Source organism: Mucilaginibacter sp. PAMB04274 (genome assembly GCF_039634385.2).
Lineage (GTDB): Bacteria > Bacteroidota > Bacteroidia > Sphingobacteriales > Sphingobacteriaceae > Mucilaginibacter.
In genome coordinates this window covers 3,553,460-3,572,782 of the sequence record NZ_CP155081.2, presented here as the reverse complement: position 1 = coordinate 3,572,782, position 19,323 = coordinate 3,553,460, and the positions used below count along the sequence as shown (strand labels likewise).

Sequence of the window (19,323 nt, the reverse complement as noted above, 5' to 3'; positions counted from 1 at the left end):
TAAGCGGCTGCTACTTACGTACGGCTTACAAAGAGGCGCAGCCCGCTAAAACATTCAGAGCTAATTGGTGTACTTTGGTATAACACAACGTTTAATATTTTCTGATGCTGCCAAACGATAAAACCCCAGATGTAACCCCTGAAGAGCTTACCTACATACAAAAGGTTTGGCATACGGTTGCTATAGTTGCATCGTTGGTGGTAGTTATATTAATTGCCAGGGTGGCGTTCAATGTGCTGCTGATGGTTCTATGCGGTACCTTAATATCAGTTTACTTTCATGGCCTAGGCGATTTGATTGAACGCTATACGCATTTGAGCCGACGATGGGCTATGATTATATCAGTAGCCGGTTCGTTTGCATTGCTGGCTATACTGCTTTGGTTTATGGGTACCAAAATACAAAACCAAATAGCTCAGCTAAGCACAACATTGCCGGCCACTGTAAACAACGTTAAAGCAAAAATTGCCGAAGCTCCCTTTGGCAACAAAGTGCTGGAATACTTTTCGGGTAATAACTCGCAAAAGCTGCTATCAACCGCACAATCGTTTTTTAGCACCAGCTTTGGTGTGCTGGCCAACATTTACATTATATTGTTACTGGGTATATTCTTCACGGCGAGTCCGTCGCTGTACAAGGACGGTATTATGGCGCTCATACCGCCCGATCATAAGTTTATGGGCCGTTACATCATCAACCGCATCAGCTTATCGCTTAAAGGCTGGCTCAAGGGCATGATGTTGTCCATTGTACTGGTTACTATCATACTCACTATAGGCCTAAGTTTTATAGGTATACCGGTAGCGCTGGTGCTGGCTTTAATTGCAGGTATGTTACGCTTTATTCCGAATTTTGGCTCATTGGCGGCTATGATACCGGGCGTGCTGCTGGCCTTTACCATTAGCAGTAACACGGCTATTGTAGTAATCCTGCTTTATATTTTAACGCAGACTATAGTAAGCAATGTGGTAACGCCACTCATTCAAAAAAAGATGATTAACCTGCCGCCTGCACTTACGATCATCAGCCAGATTATCATGGGCACGTTATCGGGAGCCCTAGGTATTATTATGGCCGTACCATTACTGGCTATTCTTTTTATATTGGTTGATGAGCTGTACGTGAAGAAAATGAAACAGCTATAAAAGCCTAATGCCAAAGCATCAGGCTTTTAGAAATTTATTGCACTAAGCTTCGTCGTAAGCTTTTTGCAAGGTGGGTATATCGAGCTTTACCATCTTCATCATGGCCTGCATTACTTTTTGCGCTTTGTTGGCATCTTTATCGCCCATTAATTTCATTAAAAGGGTAGGTACTATTTGCCACGTCACGCCAAATTTATCGGTTAGCCAGCCGCATTGCATAGCCTGACCGCCTTCCAGCAGGTTATCCCAGTACTGGTCTACTTCTTCCTGACTTTCGCATTTCACAAAAAAAGATACCGCCATTGTAGGCGTAACAAAGCCCGGTCCGCCGTTGAGTATGGTAAACTCCTGACCAAATAACTCAAAGCTTATAGTCAATATTGAGCCCTGCTCTCCGGGGCCATTTTGACCATTTCGGAGCGTATTCGTAATTTTCAGGTCTTTAAAAATAGAAGCATAAAAGTCTACGGCCTCTTGTGCGCGGTCATTGAACCATAAAAACGGTGTTATCTTTTGCATGATAGCTAATTTAAGTTTGCGATTGTTTATTGGTGTTTAACAAAAGTAGTACTGCGGGGTCACAATTAGCCTGTGCAATTACGACAATATAAGGGGGCGTTTGCGGCCTAAGCTGAAACATGTACAAGTGTATACGGCATCGGGGCCTTACAGTGCTCAAATGCTCTGGTGACAAAGAATCAGCCTTTAGCGTTCAATTACAAGGAATTCTTTTTCCACTCCGGCAAAATTTGACTGTAAATGTCGCTTAATGGCAGTTCGGTGTTTGTTAATCTCACTTTCCGGTTTTGTATACACCTTATATGGTTAACGGCAACAATATAGTTATGATGTATTTTTTTAAAATGCGTTTCGGGCAGTTGTTCCAGCACTGTTTTAAGCGACGTAAAAGTAAGTATGGATTTAGGATGGCTTAACAGGTGAAACTTTATGTAATCGTGCTGGGTTTCGATATACTCAATATCTTGCAGGTTTATCTTAATCATGCGGTATGCCGAATAAACATAAACGCATTGTTCTTCATGAGCTTTGTTCAATGAAGTTTTATATTCGTGATAAGCGCGGGCTTCTTCAATCACCTTACCAAACTGTTTAAACTCAATGGGTTTTAGCAAGTAGTCGAAAGCTTCCAGGTCGAAACCTTTAAGATCGGGATTTTGGTGAGCAGTAGTAAAAATGATTACAGGTTTGTGTTGCAGAGATTTAATAATATTTATACTGCTTGTATCAATTACATTAACGTCAATAAAAAGCAGGTCAACCGGGTTGCCTTCCAAGAATTTAGCACCCGTTATAGCATTATCAAATACCTGAACCATCTGTAGCGATGCAAAGCGACACACGTATTCCTTAAGGAGTTGCAGAGCCAGCGGCTCTTTATCTATAGCAATGCATTTTAACAACATAAGAAGTAAATTATACCAGTAACATAAAGCCACGGTAGATGATCGTAAGTGAACAGGTGTAGTCACTAACAAGAGATTCGGGACCGGTATCCCGGGTTTGTATAGTGAAAGTCAGACTCGTTCTGTAAAACAAGACAACATTCGGGGTATGAATAATAGGTTGCAGCAAAAGGCGTATCAACTGAACATGCAATACTGCTCAAAAAAGGCCAGGAATAGCGAGGAACTGGGTCTGTATAGTTTTAATGTAAGCGTTACTGGAAATATGAAAACACCGGAGAGTTAGAGAAAAAAAGGGGAGAGGTTAACTCCCCTTTTTATTAATGCGCCGGGCTGATGCCACGGTCCATATGATGGTTATGAGAATGTTGGGAAGTGGTATCGGTCATTAAACCGGCGCCAATTTCCAGCACACCTAAAATTAAATGAGGCAAGTAAACCTGATCACTGAAACCTAGTAACCATGGCGAAACGGCTAAAAAAATACCGGCAATAACATCCATGGTTAAGTGAGCGCTCATGGAAAGTACTTTTTTGCCGCCACCTTCGTAATCGGTAATGAACGACATGATTAGCATCATTATACCTACAATTACAGCCGACCACTTTGCACCATCAACATCACCAAACTTAAATATCCAGGGTGATGCAATTAATAAAATCCCCATCATGTAATCCATTACAGCATGGAACTTTCTGCTTATAATTTTCATAGTGTAGATAATTAGTTTTCAAATGAAAATGTTCAAAGTATGTGCCAAATAATTCTTTTTAGTTTATAATATTAATTAGAAAGAATTATTGATTTTCTAACTGTATTTTGCTTACGCCGTGTAAACCATAGCTATGTAATATTTAGATGGCCTGATTGAATAAATAAATTCCAATGTCTCACTTATGTGAAATATTGGTACATTTGAATGTTGTGTTACCTACCACAAAGCAAAACATCGTAGATGCGGCCATCTTTATTTTTAACGAAGACCTCTCAGCTCCGCTTGAGAAAGTGGCCGATTATGCGCAAGTAACCCGCCGAACCCTGCACCGTTACTTCACCAATCGCGATGAGTTGTTGCATGCCTGCCAGCATACTATGCAAAAGCAATGTAATGATGCCATAACAGCTGCTTTAAATAGCTCGGCCGATCCGGCCAAGCAATTAGAACACATGCTTTATGCCGGAATTGATTGCGGCGTGAAATACGCCTTTTTTAATAAGTTACATCACTTACACAATCATCAGCATGCGCACCACAACAAAGAATGTGCACGATATGATGCCACATTTGGCAAAGTAGGCGCAATAATTAACAAACTACAGGATGATGGTGTAGTTAGCAAAAAACTTACAGCCGAGTGGGTGTCTGTACTATTTACAAGCGTAATTAATGCCACTATAAGTACACACGAATGGAAGGCAACCGGCAGTGACGAACTCAAGAAGTTTGCCTGGTTTTCTTTTAGTCGCGGTGTAGGGATATAAAAAAATTTGCGTACTCGTGTCTCAAAAGTGAGACTTAAAAAATGATAAATATGGATAATAACAATTATGATGTGGTAATTATTGGCGGAAGCTACGCCGGGTTATCAGCGGCTTTAGCTTTAGGACGGGCCCTTTTTAACGTACTGATTATTGATAGTGGACGCCCTTGTAACCAGCAAACGCCGCACTCACATAACTTTCTTACACAGGATGGTGTGGAGCCGGCAGTTATAGCAGAAAAAGCCCTAAAGCAGGTGCTCATTTATCCCGGCGTAAACCTGCTTGCGGATAAGGTAATTTCGGTAGCAGGCACGGATGGACGTTTCGACGTTATGACCGAAGGGGGGGAAGCCGTACATGCCAAAAAGCTGTTGTTTGCAACCGGTGTACGCGATATTATGCCAGATATACCGGGTCTGGCGGAATGCTGGGGCATATCAGTTATTCATTGCCCTTATTGCCACGGTTATGAATACACAGGTGTTGCAACCGGACTTTTAGCCAATGGTGACGAAGCAGCAGATCATGCTGCTTTTCTTGGCAACTGGACCGACAACCTAACCGTGTATACCAATGGAGAATCTGTAATATCATTAGATAAGCAACAAATGCTTGCCAACTTGCAGGTTAAAATAGTTGAGACACCCGTTCAGCATTTAAAACATAATAGCGGAAAATTAGAAAGCGTTATTTTAGCCAATGGCAGCGAAATCCCTATTAGCGCATTGTATGTAAGGCTGCCTTTCGAACAGCATACCCCAGTTTTGGAAAACATCGGGTGCCGATTAACTAAACAGGGTTACATAGAAGTAGATGAAACCCGGCAAACCAGCGTAGCAGGCATTTATGCAGCTGGCGACAATATGAGCCCCATGCGGTCTGTATCTGGTGCGGTAGCATCAGGAACTATGGCTGGTGTGTTCATAAGCCGGCAGTTGATCACAGAAAGAAATCTGTCAAGGACCAGACCTCGCGTTTAATGTTTAACCTAAAATCAGTATAAAGGTGTAGCCCAGTGAAGGCCTTTATACTGATATTGGGTCAATGGCAAAGCATTTTTTAAATGTTGAGAATAAAAAATATTATCGTAATATTGCGATGTAAAATATGGGTATTACTAAAACAGAAATTTTTACTGATGAGCAGAACCGGTTGGCGGTAATGCTTAAAGCCATTGCGCACCCTGCCCGTATTGCCATACTTGAACACATTATAAAGGCAAATGCTTGTATATGCGGTGACTTGGTTGAGGAGTTGGGTCTGGCGCAGGCCACCATTTCGCAGCACTTAAAGGAACTCAAAAATGCAGGCCTCATACAAGGTACCATTGAGGGAGTGAGTGTGTGTTATTGCATTGAGCCTAAGGCCTGGGCGTTGTTGCAAAGCCAACTCAATAGTTTCTTTAACGCTTATACAGAACCCAAATCCTGCTGCTAAAAAAATTTGAGTTTATATATCGCAATATTGCAATAATACATTTTATGGATTTTTATGGAAACAATAAACTGGCAAGATTTTAAAGCTAAGCTAAGAGCCAATCCAAATTTGACCTTGCAGTTTCAGTATGCTGATGATAAGTGGGTTGATGCCGCCTATCACATCACCGAAATTAAGCAGGCGCCTGTAACATCGGTTGATTGCGGCGGTGTGATGAACGCCTGGACAGAGATTATTGTGCAGCTGTGGGAGCCGCTTAATGAGCAGCAGGATCGCGCCATGAACGTGGGCAAAGCTTTATCTATAATTGATTTGGTAGAAAAAGCACTACCCCTTAACCCTAACGGCTTAATAAAAATTGAATTTGGCAACACCGCGTTTGATACACGCCAGATGCTGCCCAAACAGCTGGTAATAAATGGCGATAACCTGATTGTAGACCTACGGGCAGACACCGTTCAATGCAAGGCTATAGAGAGGGGCGGAAGCTGTGGCGTTAATGATAAAGGCGAAGAATGCTGCACGCCCGTTGCCCAAGCGAAACCTAAGATCCAGTTGAAAAACTTGGCCGTTTCGGCAGCTCCAAGCTGCGAACCTGGCTCGGGCTGCTGTTAATTATGGCGTTATGAAGAATATATTAGTACTGTGCACCGGCAACAGTTGCCGCAGCCAGCTGGCAGAAGGGTATTTGAGGCACTTTGCCGGTATTAATGCCCAGGTTTATAGCGCGGGCATTGAAACGCATGGCGTAAACCCTAAAGCCATACAGGTAATGGCCGAGGATGGTATAGCTATATCGCACCACACCTCTAATCATGTGGATGAGTATTTAACTATACCGTTTGATTATGTGATTACTGTTTGTGATAATGCAAATGAGGCTTGTCCGTTTTTTCCGGGCAATGCGCAGCGGTTTCATTATAACTTCCCTGATCCGGCCAAGGCAACCGGTACGCCTGAGGAGATAATGAATGAGTTTAGGCGGGTGCGGGATATGATTAAAAAGTATGCCGCCAGTTTTGTGAAACAGCATTTAGGCGTGCAGTAAGTAAATATAAAATATGCCTGCCAATAATTGTGCCCCCGCTGCTGAAAGAAAGCGCTTAAGCTTTCTGGACCGCTACCTTACCTTGTGGATATTTTTGGCCATGGGTATCGGCATAGCCATCGGATATTTTGTGCCATCGGTAGCCGCAACTGTTAATTCCTACTCCAACGGAACAACCAATATTCCCTTAGCCATAGGTTTATTACTAATGATGTACCCGCCGTTTGCGAAAGTGAAACTGGAAAATTTAGGACAGGTGTTTAAAAATACCAAAGTGCTGAGCGCTTCCTTGTTTTTAAACTGGGTTATTGGTCCGGTACTGATGTTTATACTTGCCGCGGTTTTTTTGCACGATAAGCCTGAATATATGGTAGGACTCATTATGATTGGTCTTGCCCGTTGCATAGCCATGGTAATGGTATGGAACGAACTGGCCGGTGGCAGCCGCGAATACGCGGCCGGATTGGTAGCCCTTAACAGCATCTTTCAGGTGTTGCTATACAGCATTTATGCTTACCTGTTTATCTCAGTTTTGCTACCTTTATTGGGCTTGCATGGTGCCGAAGTGAAGGTAAGCATGAGCGAGATAGCCGGGTCCGTAGGCATTTATTTGGGTATACCCTTTGCCGCAGGCGTTATAAGCCGTTTTCTGTTTATTAAAGCTAAAGGGCAGGAGTGGTATAATAACAAGTTTATCCCCTTGGTTTCGCCTGTTACTTTAATAGCGCTGCTTTTTACCATTATGGTAATGTTTAGCCTCAAAGGGCAGTTAATTGTGCAAATACCGTTTGATGTGGTACGCATTGCCATACCATTGGTAATTTACTTTGCCATTATGTTTCTGATAAGCTTTTATATAGGTAAGGTGCTTGGAGCAAACTACGCACAAAATGCGGCTATAGCTTTTACTGCGGCCGGTAATAACTTTGAGCTGGCCATTGCCGTTGCTATTGGCGTGTTCGGCATCAACTCCGGCCAGGCTTTTGCCGGGGTGATTGGTCCGCTGGTTGAAGTACCTGCCCTTATTGCCTTAGTTAATATAGCGTTTTGGCTCCGAAATAAGTATTACAAAGTGGAGATTGGTAATCCGGAGTAGGCCGGTAAAGTTGGCTTAAACAAACAAGCCCCGTCACTTTAATACCGGGGCTTGTTTGGGTATGATGTATTACGAAACATTACCAGCGCTCCCAAAAAGGAGGCGGCGTAATGCCTAACGAGCGCAGGTAAACATAGCCTTGCCCACGGTGATGAACTTCGTTATCGATAAAATATAATAAGGTCGAAAAGATGGTGCCCTCATATTGGCCAAAGGCTTTGTCCATTTCCTGAAAACGGGCTGGTGTAATATGTGGCCAAAGCAAATTTAAACGTACTGTTACCTTGTCCCACTGGTTTAAAATTTCTTCCTTACTCGCCGGAATAATACGGGTAATGTGCGAAGAGTTTTCCATTTGAGGCCACTCGCCGGTTGCCGCACCCTCAATACCACCGCCTGCCAGGTCAATCATTTCCATCACCAGTTCGGCAAAGGGCCGCATACCGCCTATGGCGTAACTGAACAGCTTATCCTCTGGGAAGGCCTCTATCATTTTACGGGTAAGCTTGCGGTGGCCTTGCCAGTGTTCAAGCAATTGCGTTGATGAAATTACGGTGTTACTTTCGGTGATTTGCATGGTTTCCATAACGTTGTGTGTTTTGATTTATACAAAGAAACCATGAGCCAGTGACAACCCTATGTCAGCAGGAACAAATGATACAAAAAAATAAAAGTAATAAAGCTCACAAGCTTATATACTGATGCTGTACAAGGCATCAAGTTGCATCAATAACTTACCCCGGTACTGCTTGTTACGGTATATTCTGGCTTGGCACCCATTGCCGATTTTACGTTGGTAAACCTAACCTGTTCAGCGTCGTTAACAATAACCTTTGCACGCTCAGGCATTTTGATATTTAGAAAAGTTACATTTTTAAGGCGGTGGGCAGGGTCTTTAAATCCGTTTATATTAATAGCCGGCTCTTTAGCCGAGGCGGCCGATAAGTCGATATTTTTAAATACAAAATTTTCGAAAGTAGGTGGCTCAGGGGCAGCTTCGCCATCGTTATTATAATTTACAGCCGAAAAGACAGTAATCTGTAAAAGCTGGCAATCAGCAACGGTTACATTTTTTACATAGCCGCCCCGCTCTTTAGTGCCTTTAATTTGCATGCCATGTAGTAAGGCTCCAGCCTTACAATCCTGTACCAGCACATCGCTTACCCCGCCCGACATTTCGCTGCCTATAGAAATGCCGTGGCCTCGCTTAAAATCGCAGTCTGTGATGCGAACATTTTTGGTAGGCTTGCCAACCCAAAAACCTTCCGGATTTTTGCCCGATTTTATAGCGATACAATCATCTCCCGTATCAAACGTACAGTTAAATATGTAAGAATCAGTAGAAGAGTCGGGATCTATACCATCACCGTTTCGAATCTTAAAAGTAACAATATTTAACCCCTCACAAGTTATGTTATCACTATAAATGTAATGTATGGTCCAGCTGGGCGGTTCTGTTATGGTTAATCCCGATAAGCTTACATTTTGGCAGTTCATTAAACAAATAAGCCTGCCCCGGCTGCGCATACCACTTGCTTTGATCATAGCTTCGCCCAGGGGCCGCCCACCGCCGGAGATGGTCCCGCCGCCGGTTATGCGCAAATTTTTAACGTTGTACGTGCCGTTGCGGTTAAGTGTGCCTGCGTTTAGCAAACTGGCGTACGTTTTCATCTCCCAGCCTTCAAAACGGTTGGGGATCATAGGCAGGTAGTCTTCAACTGCCACCGATCCTTTTAACGTGCCTCCTGTTTCAATGAACAATGTCATATCACTTTTCAAAAAGAGAGCGCCCGAAACAAAGGTGCCTTTGGGTATATACACCGTTCCGCCTTTAGTGCATGCGTTAATGGCTGCCTGTATGGCTCTGGTGTTTGCATTGGCCGAGTCACTTTTAGCGCCATAGTCCAGTATGTTATAGATTTTTCCTTTAGAGGCAGTTTTAAACTTAATTGTGTTGGAGGCCAGAGCTTTGTCTTGTTTTATTCTAATAGTTACGCTATATAATGATGCAGGCAATAAATTGCTTACCGTATAATTTGTTTTGCTGGTAGAGCCGTTTATTTTGCCGTTTACTAAAATCTCGTAAACAGTAGTACTATTTCCGTATTGTTTATCCCATAATAGGCTAACTGAGTTGTCGGTTAAAGTAGCCGGAGCTATTATTAAGTTGTAGTGATGTGCAGCTGCAGCCTGTAAGAGAAAAGATTGCAACGCAAGCGCAACTACTACAAGCGCGAAGCGAACGGTTTTAGAAAATAACTTCTTCATTTATAATTGTTATAGGCATCACAGAGTAGCGTATCGTCGTTTCTTAATGAGGGTGTTGCTTGCTACAACGGGCGTGTTAAAACTATAAAAGAATTTAGAAAACTACTATAGGGTGCTGTCCTGTGTTGGTAATGATGGAAGCAGGCTGCAGAGAGATTGGGCCTATAACTTTGTACATATACTTAAATGATGATATATAAGCAGGTTTATAGCAAAAGCCCGATATGAGGATACCAGGCTTTTGGTGATGAGGGCAATTAATAATCCTAAAACACGCTCGTACTACTTAAACCCAAATATCAGCGGAAATAGAAAGGTGACAATAATTGTCCAGACGAAGTACACAGGCAAGTACAAAGCAATAGCTTTTCCAACTGCTGTAATTTCAGCTTTCTTAATAAGTACCTGGAACAGCTGCCCGGTTACAAAAAACAGGTTAAGTAATATCAGCACGTTACTACCCAAAACAGCGGTTCTGTTGGGTGTAAAACCCCATTCGGCAATACGGAACAAGATGGCAGAAAGCGCAATGCCATTGAGTACAATGGTAACAACCGACAGGAGGAATAGAATCCAGGTTTCCGCACGATGTTGAGTTGCTTTAGAAGTTTCGGCGATGGAGAAGAAAATTATGGCCATTACACCAATCAATAACGCATTAAAGACCATCAAAAAATCTCGGTCGTTATAAGGGTCTTTGCCTGAGTAAACGACAGCTACCAAATAAACTACCAGCATTACCAAAACCAACGGACTGAATATTTTAGCAATAACCGGCGAAACCTTTCCCACTAATTGCGGATTGGCTTGCGTAAGATAGGTGCCTACAATGGGTGCGGCGGCCAGACCGAATATGACAACATTTTTAAAATAAAAATCGGCTATGTTAAAACCGATGAGCGAGAATAAACCAATGGTTATACCGGTCATGATTGCGCCTGCTATCAGGATCAGGGTTGTGATCACCACTAGGTCGCCGTTATATTTTAAATAACCAAGCCTTTTAGCGTTGTTATTGCCCGGCCCATTAATAAACGCAAAACCCAATACCGACCACAAGAATAACGGTAAATGAATGCACGACAAAATTAAGGTATCGCTCTTTTTAGCATCAGGTAGGGCGTTGACGAAAATTAAGCCGGCAAGGGTTGCTATAACTGTAATGGCGATTTTTTGAACCGGCAGTTTATTCTTCCAACCAAAGTAAACCGTTAGAAGCGGAAAAATAACGAATCCCAAGTTCCTCGAATAAAAGAACTCCTCATTTAGCGAAAAAAAAGCCGGCAGCTTTGCAATTAAACCTGCTAACAGCGAAGCAACTATCACAAAAAACAGTTCCTCTCCTGTGCCCCAGTTTATGTCATCGCGCTCGTAATTCAATCGCTCATTCCAAAACTCGGCTATGATATTGCCCTTAAGCTCGGGATACAAAGCGTTAAATTCCCGTTTTTAAAAGGCTTTGTTAGTTCTATATAACTTTTCAAGCTGCAAGGGTGAGTTTAAATGAGCTAATATTTCTTCTTTCATGGCTTTATGGTTTTGCGAAATCTAGTAATTAGTCAAAAAAGATTAATTCCAAAGCGTGCCGTTTAAGCCTAAAACGGTGCCAATCCATAAAGCAAAAACATATCCGAGTACACTTAGCATAATAGCTAATGCAGCTTTCCAACCACCTTGGTAACGCAGTTTATCCATTAAAAAAGAAAATGCACCGCCCGCTGCACCGGTTAAGGGCACCATAATTAATGGTTTAACCATCCAAAGCTTGCCCCATGCCGGTTCAGTGTGTTTAACACCGAGCAGGAAAACACTAATTAGTACCAATGCGATTGCTGCGCCAATTAGCATGCGTTTACCTAATGAAGCGGGTTGAGTTGGTTGTGTTGTAAGATTGTTTGTGATTGTCATAATGATAAATTTAAGCTATTAACAGTGGTTTTAATGTTAAAAGTTCTTTGATATACAAAGTTAATAAAAAGTACTTTGTATATCAAAGTAAAAACTGATTTTTAATTAGGCCTTTGTAGTGGGGCTAATTGCTGCGTAGAAGCAGGTTTACTAAGAACTGAATATCTTAAGTAAAATCATGCAATACGGTGGAGGGAAGTACAATTGTTGCTGCTGTTTGATTAGGCAAGCTTCTTTACAGGATATTACATAGACAGAAAGGTAGTAGGGATATTTGTGATATGCTGCGCTGCAGAGGCGTTATAAGCGACCCTGCATAAGTAAAAATTTGTTTACTTTATTTTAAAGGCTGCCGTAGTAATCCATAAGCTTTGCCAGATCCACATCTTGTTTAAAATCAATCTTGTTAGATTTAATATATGTTTCCACATCGCTTTTCTTATCCGATAAAGCGTTTAATATGCCACTTTTACTGGGTTTTATGCTGATCATCTTCCCGTCTTTTATTAAATAGCAGGCGATATTATCTTCATACTTCAGGCCGGATATACCACCTATATCTCGTACCTCCATTTTCTTTTTGTAATAGTGTTTTAAAAACTTGGTTTTGCCAGTGCCCAACGTTTTGTAAAAGGTAAGTGGTGTCCATGTATCTACCGCCGGGAATCCGTTTTGGTATGTTTCATTATTTAAAGTAAAACGGGCTATTGGTGCAGTAAACAGCATAATGCTGCTGTCTTTGCCGGCAAAAACTGGCTGATCTAAAATTACGTCGTATTTTAAGTTGGCCTGGTAATTTTCGCCTTTGTTGGTTGTAGCGGTACCGTTACTCCAGTTGTCATTTAAAAACGGCGAGCCGTCTACTTCAATATTACCGTAGCGCCTTGTTCTTACACCATCAACCTCTATAGACATTAACTGGCTTGGGGCTGGCATGGATTGAATTTGTGCCTTAGCCGTTTGCAACTGCAACAACCCTGCAATAAAAAGAATACTTAGAAGCAAAGACTTTTTCATAGGTTAAGATTTAGAAATCAGTTATGAGTGTATAATGTCAGATAGACAATTCTAAGATAAGATTTTATGTTTAAAGTTCAATTTCGGAATAAAATAAGTTAAAAGAGTTTCACTTGCTCTTGCAGCTAACGATTAATGAAGTTATGATGACTATTATCAGCTTTTAAGGAAGCCCTGCGCTATAATTTTGTCAATTAGCAGGTTGATGCAAATTTGATAGAAGGGATAGATTCATATTAAGTTTAAAGCGTATAATTGCACCATTACGACGTATTTGTTATATTCAACAAACTTTAATTGCCGCTAATGTCTTTATCCTCTTATCCGAAGCCCACTTTTCGATATGACATTAACGCTCTGCGATGCCTTGCCATAGTAGGCGTTCTTCTTTTTCACTTTAAGGTTCCTGCAATAACCGGAGGGTTCTCTGGCGTTGACGTATTCTTTGTAATCTCCGGTTATTTAATGACCCGGATTATAGTTAATGAGCTAAAAGGCAATAGGTTTAGTTTATTACGTTTCTACCATAAAAGAGCAATACGAATTATTCCTGCATTGTTGGGCTTAATAGCATCACTGGTCGTAATATGCTTCTTTATTTATTTTCCCGACGATTATAAAAGCTTTTTGAGCTATGCCATATCGGCCATATTGTTTGTGTCCAACTTTTTGTTATACAGCAAGATGGATTATTTTGCACCCGCATCAGATACTAACATTCTGCTGCACACGTGGTCTTTGTCGGTCGAATGGCAATTCTATTTGATTTATCCTATTGCGCTTATATTTTTTAACAAATACTTTAGGCACAAGATACGCGCTCTTGCTATTTTAGCGGCGTGCACAGCGCTGGTATATGTATGTTGTGTAGGGCTAAACCATTTCCGGCCATCCGCTTCGTTCTATTTGTTTCCAGCACGGGCATGGGAGATGTTAGCAGGTGGCGTAGCGTATTACCTGGAAGCAAAACTCAGAACCTTTGGTAAGCGAAAGCTACTGGCTGGCATCGGTTATTTGATTATACTGCTGTGCTATTTCTTTTTTCATGATAAATTAGCCTGGCCCGGGCCATTCACTATTGTACCGGTTGCAGCTACTGTGCTGGTTATTGCTGCCAACGTTAATGATTTTTCGGTATTAAGAGCCGGACCTGTTCAGTGGCTGGGTAAAATATCATACTCACTTTATTTATGGCACTGGCCCGTATATGTAATAGCACAATACCGGGGAGTGCCTATTTCCTTTGCCACCATACTTGTGATGATTGCGCTATCATTAGTTTTGGGGTTTATTTCCTACCTGCTTATCGAATCCAGAAACATAAAACGGGGATTTATTGTGTATACGGCCCTTGGCGCTTTAGCTGTAGTAACCCTCATTTTGCCAAAGTATGAGTTTAATGCACGCATGTTTAAGCCCGAATCTTTAAAATTGTCCAGCTATTCACAGCACTATTTTGGCACACCGGATGCGAGTGAGCAATTTAACAAGTGCTTTGTAAAAACATCTTATACCATTAAAGATTTTGATCAGGAGGAATGTTTATCAATACTTCCCGGCCGAAAAAATGTTTTGTTAATTGGCGACAGCCACGCTGCTCATTTTTCATCAGCATTAAAAAAAGCTTTTGCAGGTTTAAATATACATTTGTGTGAAGTAGCTGCCAGCGGTTGCTCGCCGGTAATACGACCTAATGGCGCTCCGCGCTGCAGCGAAATAATGTCTTTCGTTTACCGCGACTATATAAAAGAACATGCGAAAGAATTGTCTGCCGTTATTATAACGGCAGACTGGTCAAAAAAAGGTGAGCCTAAAGAGATTGTAGCCGATGTTAATAGTACCATAGCCTATCTTAAAAAGTATCATTTAAAGGCAATCGTACTCGGTCAAACTAAAAATTATATTATCCCATATCCAACTATTGCTGCTTAGGAGTCGGAGTCGGGGAGGGATTTAAGTAAGAACTTTGTTGACCGCTCCACCGTATCTGTAAATGCTTTCCTTCGGGACAATCTAGGTCAATCATACTTGGATATTTTTGATGCAGACCATTATCCTAAGATAAACGCCCGTAAAATGCCTTACATGTTTGATGCAGGACACTTTACAACCTATGGTGCCGAAGAGGAAGTAAAGCAAATACTTCCGGTTTTAATCAAACAAAAGGTTTTGTAACACGCTCGCCCTCACACAGTAGGTGCAGCGTGCCTTGTGTATACAGATTTAAAACATTATAGCACATGATCAAGAATTTATCACCAGAACAGATAGAAGCACTGCTGAGTACGTTAAAGGCCAGGTTCGAAAAAAATATGAACCGGCACGGAGGCATGGAATGGGCTAAAATAGAAGCTAAGCTGCAAGCTGATCAGAATAAGTTGTGGTCGCTTAATGAAATGGAGGCAACCGGCGGTGAGCCAGATGTGGTTGGCTTTGACGACAAAACCGGCGAATTTATCTTTTTTGATTGTTCAGCTGAAAGTCCGAAAGGCCGCAGAAGCATTTGTTACGACCACGACGCACTGGAAGCCAGAAAAGAAAATAAACCACAAAACAGTGCTTTAAATATGGCAGCAGATATGGGTATCCGCATTTTAGCAGAAGAGGAATACCGGAAGTTGCAGACCCTTGGAAACTTTGATACTAAGACATCAAGTTGGATTCAAACACCGGCCGAGATCAGAAGACTGGGTGGGGCCATCTTTGCAGATCGCCGTTACAACACCATTTTTATATACCACAACGGCGCCGAATCATATTACGCTGCGAGGGCTTTTCGTGGCGCGCTAAGGGTTTAAATGCTTTCGTAAACAAAAACTAGTATAGGCAGTATATTAGTCTATTATAAACCCCGCCCATACTGATTTTTGTTTACGAAAGCTGCATAATACCCACTTACTTTTTAGCAGGCGTAAGTATTCCGGGATATAATACGCCGTCTGTTTTGAGGTTCAGGTTCAGTAGCTTCGCAATCAAGGGTGCAATATCTTCCTGGCCAATCAGTGGTAATACTGCGCCCGGCTTAATGCCTTTACCAAAGGCTACAAAGCCGGTTTGTATCTCTTTAAAATCGGTGGGAAGATACCCGTGAGTACCTCCGTTTGCCGGGGCGGTCATATCGCCCGTGGCCGAAGCGCCAAAGCTGAATCCCTGGTAGGCCGCCAGCGCTATTAGTGCATTAGGGTCACCCTGGGCGTTGGTTAATGCAGTTTTATCTAACACATGAAACATTCTTTTAATGCCATCAGGTAGTTGATTAAGCGCTTGTTTTATTTTTTCTACAGATGCCTTGTCTTTTGGATCTCTGAGGTGTAAAAAGGCAGAACCGCCGCTTTGCTGGAAATAAGCCTTCCAGGCGTTTTTATTGGCGTCATCATAAAGGCCCAGTTTGGCCAGCATAACGTTTGGCTTAAATTGGGTGTGAATATTCACAAAACCATGATCGCCGGTAACGATGAACGTGGTATTTTTGCTGATACCGGCAACCTCAGCTGCATCCATAATCGTTTTAATCGCTACATCTGCACCAACTATGGCCGACCTTACTTTATCGCCGTCACGGCCTTGTTCATGTTCAAAATGATCCAGGAGTGCAATATGTATGGCCAGGAAGGCCGGTTTGTAGCGTTTTATTATATAGGCAGCCATTCTTGATTTGTTCTGATCGCTGGTATAAAAATCTACTGTTGCACCATATTCGGCACTAAATTTACCAACGGCATAATCCTGTACTTCCTGAAAGAGTTCTTTGGGATTTGATTCCTGAGACATGGCTTTAATCTCATCCTTTTTTTCGCCCTTACCCTGTGGCAGAATCACGTATTCGGGTAAATTATAGTTTATAGGCGCACCAACCGTAACAGGCCAGCTTACACCAGCTGTGGTTAAACCCGCGTCTTTAGCGGCTGTCCATAATGTAGGCACTTTAATGTCTTTATAATACCAAAACCATTTGCCCGAAACGCCTAAAGGCTCAACGGGTGTATTGTAATAAATGCCATGTTTGGCTGGCAGTACGCCGCTCACTATGGTAGTGTGAGAAGGGTAGGTTACGGTAGGGAAGCTACCCCGTACGCCTTCGGCATAAGCGCCTTTTTGCATACCTTGTCGAACATTCACCATGCCCCACTGCGGGTCCAGGTAAAACTCGGGGCGTAAGCCATCTATACTAATCAGCACTACGTGGTTTTCCTGGGCGTGTACAGATGCCGATGAAAGCCAGCTTAAGGCTATTAAGGTAAATAATTTTTTCATGTGGTATTTTTGGGCGAAGATATTGGCCCAAAGTGCTATTGGTATTTCGTAAATGTTAACAAAATATAAAGCGGCTGTATTCTTGTTAGCCAGCGTATTGAATAAGGCTGGATATATGATATTTTTGCGTAACCGGATCTGTTAGGCGCTTTGTTAAAAAACACGGTGTACACTTATACCGACTTAATGATTCTGGAGCTTATGTATGCAACAACTATAAGAGTTGAACACTACAAAAAATTTGCTTTAAAAGGTATGAACACTTCCGACACACACAACCAGCGTATGGCAAAAATGACGTTTGCCTCAGTATATCCGATGTATGTAGCAAAGGTAGAGAAGAAGGGCAGAACGATACAGGAACTGCACCAGGTTATTAGCTGGTTAACAGGCTTCGACGACCAAATGCTGCAGGAATTAATTATGGAAAAGGTAACTTTTGAGGCATTCTTTCAGCAGGCTACGCTGAACCCTAACGCGCAGCTCATTACCGGAACCATCTGTGGCTATCGTATAGAAGAAATTGAAAACACCTTAACACGGCAGGTTAGGTATTTGGATAAGTTGGTGGATGAGTTGGCAAAGGGCAAAAAGATGGACAAGATTTTACGGGGCTGATATTTGTTATATTAAAATATGGCGCCCGACATAAAAAATAATAATTGTTGTAACTATTGAAAAGTGATTGCGTATAAGCACTCAAGTGGTGGACTAAGAGCTGAATTCGCTTTATGGTAGGTGCACAATATTTATAGCTGATACTGCCCGTTCATATTTTTGGACGGGCATATTTGTTTAATTCAATATTCAATTTTCTTTTGTCTTATCTAGTCATCGGGTCTTTTTATAGGTTGGTTTGGCGTAACCTATCACAGAGGAACCTTAACCTGAATGGGCATTAAACTAGACAGGATTAGCCAACAAGGTAGCAGGCATTAGAGCTTTTCTATGGTTATGATCTGATTAGTCGTAGGATCGGCTACAAGAAAGCTCTAGGGGCCAATAACACTCAGGCAGCTATATATCCGCAACCTCATTTCAATACGTAGCTTAAACGTTTAAGGCGACGGCATTGTATCCGCCCTTTTGTACTGTAAAGGTTCATTGATCTTCAATATTACTTTTTTGTTTATGTAGTTGAACCCGGTTTATTCAAGTAACTGCCAACTAATCCGTTTTAAGAGTTCCTCACCAAGCACATCAACCTCAGCATTATGAGATATGTTTTTGGATCAACCTGATATCTGGATGGGCTTAGGCTCGCCGAGGATGGGAAACACTGTAAACAAATCACTCATACCATATTCTTAGCAGAGTGGTTTATGCCTAATGATGTTTTTAGAAAAATTAACATTCGCTATAGCTGGAAGGTGTTTTAGGTCATATAAGTAATTCATTACTTGTTGTTTACTGATTTATAATTCGTAATATTGATTACTAGCCATACAACCCTTTGCAAGCAGGCGCAAACCGTTTTGCCTGCTTAACCAATTAATTTTTAACCTTTATTTTTATGAAAAAATTACTATTTGTTTTATTTTTTGCTTTGGCATTCACCACGGCCGAAGCGAGCAATCCTATTCCCTTTTTTTTACGGGCGCAACGTCATGTTAAAAGCATGGCTTTTACAACGCCATACCTCGACCATGCTAGTGCCTCCAGCAACTTATGGTATTCTATAGGGAGTCAGGAATCTTTTAATTTTGGACCTTATAGTTATTCACCATCTACAAGTGGAGGTACGCTATCTGCCACCGATTATTTTGGTACCACTACCGAAATTACATGGAATATTGTGGGCACAACACTTTCTTATACGGTAGATATTGTGCCCGGTACCGGTATCGATTTAGGAATTCACATGCTTCAAATTTATGATAATGATACCTCGCAAGATTTAATACTGGATGATTACGAGGATCCGGAGGGCGTAGGCTACGGAAATTCGCCTTATCATGGCTCGGGCTGCACGGATATCAGTTCCGCTTCGTCTGTACTGAGGTTTGTTTGGCAGAATTATAATTATACACGCGATTATTATAACGGTTATTCAGCCAATGAATATTATTCCTATATCTACCGTTAGTTAATTAAGGTGTTGGTATGGGTAGTGCTCCCTGGCCTGTGGCTGGGGATTTTTATTTAAGAATACATTGGTTGTTCGTGCATGCTGGTGTGCATTTGCTATGCCTGGTTAAGGTATAAGGAAAGTGTTGATGCGGAACGCCTACCAACGCAAGGAT

Annotated in this window: 21 protein-coding genes; 12 read left to right on the top strand and 9 right to left on the bottom strand. The window is 41.9% G+C overall.

What is annotated here, in order from left to right; translation table 11 throughout:
* The first annotated feature begins 104 nt into the window (after positions 1-104).
* Positions 105-1,145 (top strand): AI-2E family transporter, encoded by a 1,041-nt coding sequence (locus ABDD95_RS14985; protein WP_345948150.1) that lies wholly within the window; start codon positions 105-107, stop codon positions 1,143-1,145.
* Between the two features lie 42 nt (positions 1,146-1,187).
* Here ABDD95_RS14985 and ABDD95_RS14980 read toward each other — a convergent pair whose 3' ends face one another.
* The 3 genes from ABDD95_RS14980 to ABDD95_RS14970 all read right to left on the bottom strand — a co-directional run bounded on the left by ABDD95_RS14980 (position 1,188) and on the right by ABDD95_RS14970 (position 3,282).
* Positions 1,188-1,664, bottom strand: a complete 477-nt coding sequence (locus tag ABDD95_RS14980; protein WP_345948149.1) for a VOC family protein — start codon at positions 1,662-1,664, stop codon at positions 1,188-1,190.
* A 197-nt stretch (positions 1,665-1,861) separates the two neighbouring features.
* Positions 1,862-2,569, bottom strand: a complete 708-nt coding sequence (locus ABDD95_RS14975; RefSeq protein ID WP_345948148.1) for a LytTR family DNA-binding domain-containing protein — start codon at positions 2,567-2,569, stop codon at positions 1,862-1,864.
* Between the two features lie 320 nt (positions 2,570-2,889).
* Positions 2,890-3,282, bottom strand: coding sequence for an SPW repeat protein (locus ABDD95_RS14970; RefSeq protein ID WP_345948147.1), 393 nt, complete (start codon positions 3,280-3,282; stop codon positions 2,890-2,892).
* 173 nt (positions 3,283-3,455) lie between these two features.
* Here ABDD95_RS14970 and ABDD95_RS14965 point away from each other — a divergent pair, with 173 nt between their 5' ends.
* The 6 genes from ABDD95_RS14965 to arsB all read left to right on the top strand — a co-directional run bounded on the left by ABDD95_RS14965 (position 3,456) and on the right by arsB (position 7,633).
* Positions 3,456-4,052, top strand: coding sequence for a helix-turn-helix domain-containing protein (locus tag ABDD95_RS14965; RefSeq protein ID WP_345948146.1), 597 nt, complete (start codon positions 3,456-3,458; stop codon positions 4,050-4,052).
* A gap of 50 nt (positions 4,053-4,102) precedes the next feature.
* Positions 4,103-5,032, top strand: a complete 930-nt coding sequence (locus tag ABDD95_RS14960) for an NAD(P)/FAD-dependent oxidoreductase (RefSeq protein WP_345948145.1) — start codon at positions 4,103-4,105, stop codon at positions 5,030-5,032.
* A 127-nt stretch (positions 5,033-5,159) separates the two neighbouring features.
* Positions 5,160-5,489: a metalloregulator ArsR/SmtB family transcription factor gene (locus ABDD95_RS14955; RefSeq protein ID WP_345948144.1), complete on the top strand. Its 330-nt coding sequence runs from the start codon at positions 5,160-5,162 to the stop codon at positions 5,487-5,489.
* Positions 5,490-5,543: 54 nt separating this feature from the next.
* Complete coding sequence (locus ABDD95_RS14950) at positions 5,544-6,104, top strand: DUF6428 family protein (RefSeq protein ID WP_345948143.1); 561 nt, start codon at positions 5,544-5,546, stop codon at positions 6,102-6,104.
* Positions 6,105-6,114: 10 nt separating this feature from the next.
* Positions 6,115-6,537 carry an arsenate reductase ArsC gene (locus ABDD95_RS14945; protein ID WP_345948142.1) on the top strand — a complete coding sequence of 141 codons (423 nt, stop codon included), beginning with the start codon at positions 6,115-6,117 and terminating at the stop codon, positions 6,535-6,537.
* A 13-nt stretch (positions 6,538-6,550) separates the two neighbouring features.
* Complete coding sequence (arsB, locus tag ABDD95_RS14940) at positions 6,551-7,633, top strand: ACR3 family arsenite efflux transporter (RefSeq protein ID WP_345948141.1); 1,083 nt, start codon at positions 6,551-6,553, stop codon at positions 7,631-7,633.
* 79 nt (positions 7,634-7,712) lie between these two features.
* Here arsB and ABDD95_RS14935 read toward each other — a convergent pair whose 3' ends face one another.
* The 5 genes from ABDD95_RS14935 to ABDD95_RS14915 form a co-directional block, all read right to left on the bottom strand.
* Positions 7,713-8,219 carry a DinB family protein gene (locus ABDD95_RS14935; RefSeq protein ID WP_345948140.1) on the bottom strand — a complete coding sequence of 169 codons (507 nt, stop codon included), beginning with the start codon at positions 8,217-8,219 and terminating at the stop codon, positions 7,713-7,715.
* Between the two features lie 140 nt (positions 8,220-8,359).
* Positions 8,360-9,901: a glycoside hydrolase family 28 protein gene (locus tag ABDD95_RS14930; RefSeq protein ID WP_345948139.1), complete on the bottom strand. Its 1,542-nt coding sequence runs from the start codon at positions 9,899-9,901 to the stop codon at positions 8,360-8,362.
* A gap of 282 nt (positions 9,902-10,183) precedes the next feature.
* Complete coding sequence (locus ABDD95_RS14925) at positions 10,184-11,332, bottom strand: hypothetical protein (protein ID WP_345948138.1); 1,149 nt, start codon at positions 11,330-11,332, stop codon at positions 10,184-10,186.
* Positions 11,333-11,470: 138 nt separating this feature from the next.
* Positions 11,471-11,809 carry a hypothetical protein gene (locus ABDD95_RS14920; RefSeq protein WP_345948137.1) on the bottom strand — a complete coding sequence of 113 codons (339 nt, stop codon included), beginning with the start codon at positions 11,807-11,809 and terminating at the stop codon, positions 11,471-11,473.
* A 342-nt stretch (positions 11,810-12,151) separates the two neighbouring features.
* Entirely contained in the window at positions 12,152-12,826 is a 675-nt protein-coding gene (locus ABDD95_RS14915) for a hypothetical protein (protein WP_345948136.1), read from the bottom strand.
* A 306-nt stretch (positions 12,827-13,132) separates the two neighbouring features.
* Between ABDD95_RS14915 and ABDD95_RS14910 the strand changes: the two genes are divergently transcribed.
* The 3 genes from ABDD95_RS14910 (at position 13,133) to ABDD95_RS14900 (ending at position 15,624) form a co-directional block, all read left to right on the top strand.
* Positions 13,133-14,758 (top strand): acyltransferase family protein, encoded by a 1,626-nt coding sequence (locus ABDD95_RS14910; protein WP_345948135.1) that lies wholly within the window; start codon positions 13,133-13,135, stop codon positions 14,756-14,758.
* Positions 14,759-14,854: 96 nt separating this feature from the next.
* A complete protein-coding gene (locus tag ABDD95_RS14905) occupies positions 14,855-15,001 on the top strand; it encodes a hypothetical protein (protein ID WP_345948134.1) in 147 nt (48 codons plus the stop codon).
* A gap of 65 nt (positions 15,002-15,066) precedes the next feature.
* The gene (locus ABDD95_RS14900; RefSeq protein ID WP_345948133.1) at positions 15,067-15,624 is read left to right on the top strand and encodes a DUF4256 domain-containing protein; all 558 of its coding nucleotides are present in this window, start codon (positions 15,067-15,069) and stop codon (positions 15,622-15,624) included.
* Positions 15,625-15,721: 97 nt separating this feature from the next.
* Here ABDD95_RS14900 and ABDD95_RS14895 read toward each other — a convergent pair whose 3' ends face one another.
* Positions 15,722-17,080, bottom strand: a complete 1,359-nt coding sequence (locus ABDD95_RS14895; protein ID WP_345948132.1) for an ectonucleotide pyrophosphatase/phosphodiesterase — start codon at positions 17,078-17,080, stop codon at positions 15,722-15,724.
* A 255-nt stretch (positions 17,081-17,335) separates the two neighbouring features.
* Between ABDD95_RS14895 and ABDD95_RS14890 the strand changes: the two genes are divergently transcribed.
* The gene (locus ABDD95_RS14890; protein ID WP_345948131.1) at positions 17,336-17,698 is read left to right on the top strand and encodes a DUF2200 domain-containing protein; all 363 of its coding nucleotides are present in this window, start codon (positions 17,336-17,338) and stop codon (positions 17,696-17,698) included.
* A gap of 895 nt (positions 17,699-18,593) precedes the next feature.
* A complete protein-coding gene (locus ABDD95_RS14885; RefSeq protein ID WP_345948130.1) occupies positions 18,594-19,166 on the top strand; it encodes a hypothetical protein in 573 nt (190 codons plus the stop codon).
* Positions 19,167-19,323 lie beyond the last annotated feature (157 nt).

Excerpts from the sequence above, each read along its gene's own strand:
- ABDD95_RS14985 (WP_345948150.1), top strand. The coding sequence starts at position 105 with ATGCTGCCAAACGATAAAACCCCAGATGTAACCCCTGAAGAGCTTACC.
- ABDD95_RS14980 (WP_345948149.1), bottom strand. The coding sequence starts at position 1,664 with ATGCAAAAGATAACACCGTTTTTATGGTTCAATGACCGCGCACAAGAG.
- ABDD95_RS14975 (WP_345948148.1), bottom strand. The coding sequence starts at position 2,569 with ATGTTGTTAAAATGCATTGCTATAGATAAAGAGCCGCTGGCTCTGCAA.
- ABDD95_RS14970 (WP_345948147.1), bottom strand. The coding sequence starts at position 3,282 with ATGAAAATTATAAGCAGAAAGTTCCATGCTGTAATGGATTACATGATG.
- ABDD95_RS14965 (WP_345948146.1), top strand. The coding sequence starts at position 3,456 with ATGTCTCACTTATGTGAAATATTGGTACATTTGAATGTTGTGTTACCT.
- ABDD95_RS14960 (WP_345948145.1), top strand. The coding sequence starts at position 4,103 with ATGGATAATAACAATTATGATGTGGTAATTATTGGCGGAAGCTACGCC.
- ABDD95_RS14955 (WP_345948144.1), top strand. The coding sequence starts at position 5,160 with ATGGGTATTACTAAAACAGAAATTTTTACTGATGAGCAGAACCGGTTG.
- ABDD95_RS14950 (WP_345948143.1), top strand. The coding sequence starts at position 5,544 with ATGGAAACAATAAACTGGCAAGATTTTAAAGCTAAGCTAAGAGCCAAT.
- ABDD95_RS14945 (WP_345948142.1), top strand. The coding sequence starts at position 6,115 with ATGAAGAATATATTAGTACTGTGCACCGGCAACAGTTGCCGCAGCCAG.
- arsB (WP_345948141.1), top strand. The coding sequence starts at position 6,551 with ATGCCTGCCAATAATTGTGCCCCCGCTGCTGAAAGAAAGCGCTTAAGC.
- ABDD95_RS14935 (WP_345948140.1), bottom strand. The coding sequence starts at position 8,219 with ATGGAAACCATGCAAATCACCGAAAGTAACACCGTAATTTCATCAACG.
- ABDD95_RS14930 (WP_345948139.1), bottom strand. The coding sequence starts at position 9,901 with ATGAAGAAGTTATTTTCTAAAACCGTTCGCTTCGCGCTTGTAGTAGTT.
- ABDD95_RS14920 (WP_345948137.1), bottom strand. The coding sequence starts at position 11,809 with ATGACAATCACAAACAATCTTACAACACAACCAACTCAACCCGCTTCA.
- ABDD95_RS14915 (WP_345948136.1), bottom strand. The coding sequence starts at position 12,826 with ATGAAAAAGTCTTTGCTTCTAAGTATTCTTTTTATTGCAGGGTTGTTG.
- ABDD95_RS14910 (WP_345948135.1), top strand. The coding sequence starts at position 13,133 with ATGTCTTTATCCTCTTATCCGAAGCCCACTTTTCGATATGACATTAAC.
- ABDD95_RS14900 (WP_345948133.1), top strand. The coding sequence starts at position 15,067 with ATGATCAAGAATTTATCACCAGAACAGATAGAAGCACTGCTGAGTACG.
- ABDD95_RS14895 (WP_345948132.1), bottom strand. The coding sequence starts at position 17,080 with ATGAAAAAATTATTTACCTTAATAGCCTTAAGCTGGCTTTCATCGGCA.
- ABDD95_RS14890 (WP_345948131.1), top strand. The coding sequence starts at position 17,336 with ATGAACACTTCCGACACACACAACCAGCGTATGGCAAAAATGACGTTT.
- ABDD95_RS14885 (WP_345948130.1), top strand. The coding sequence starts at position 18,594 with ATGAAAAAATTACTATTTGTTTTATTTTTTGCTTTGGCATTCACCACG.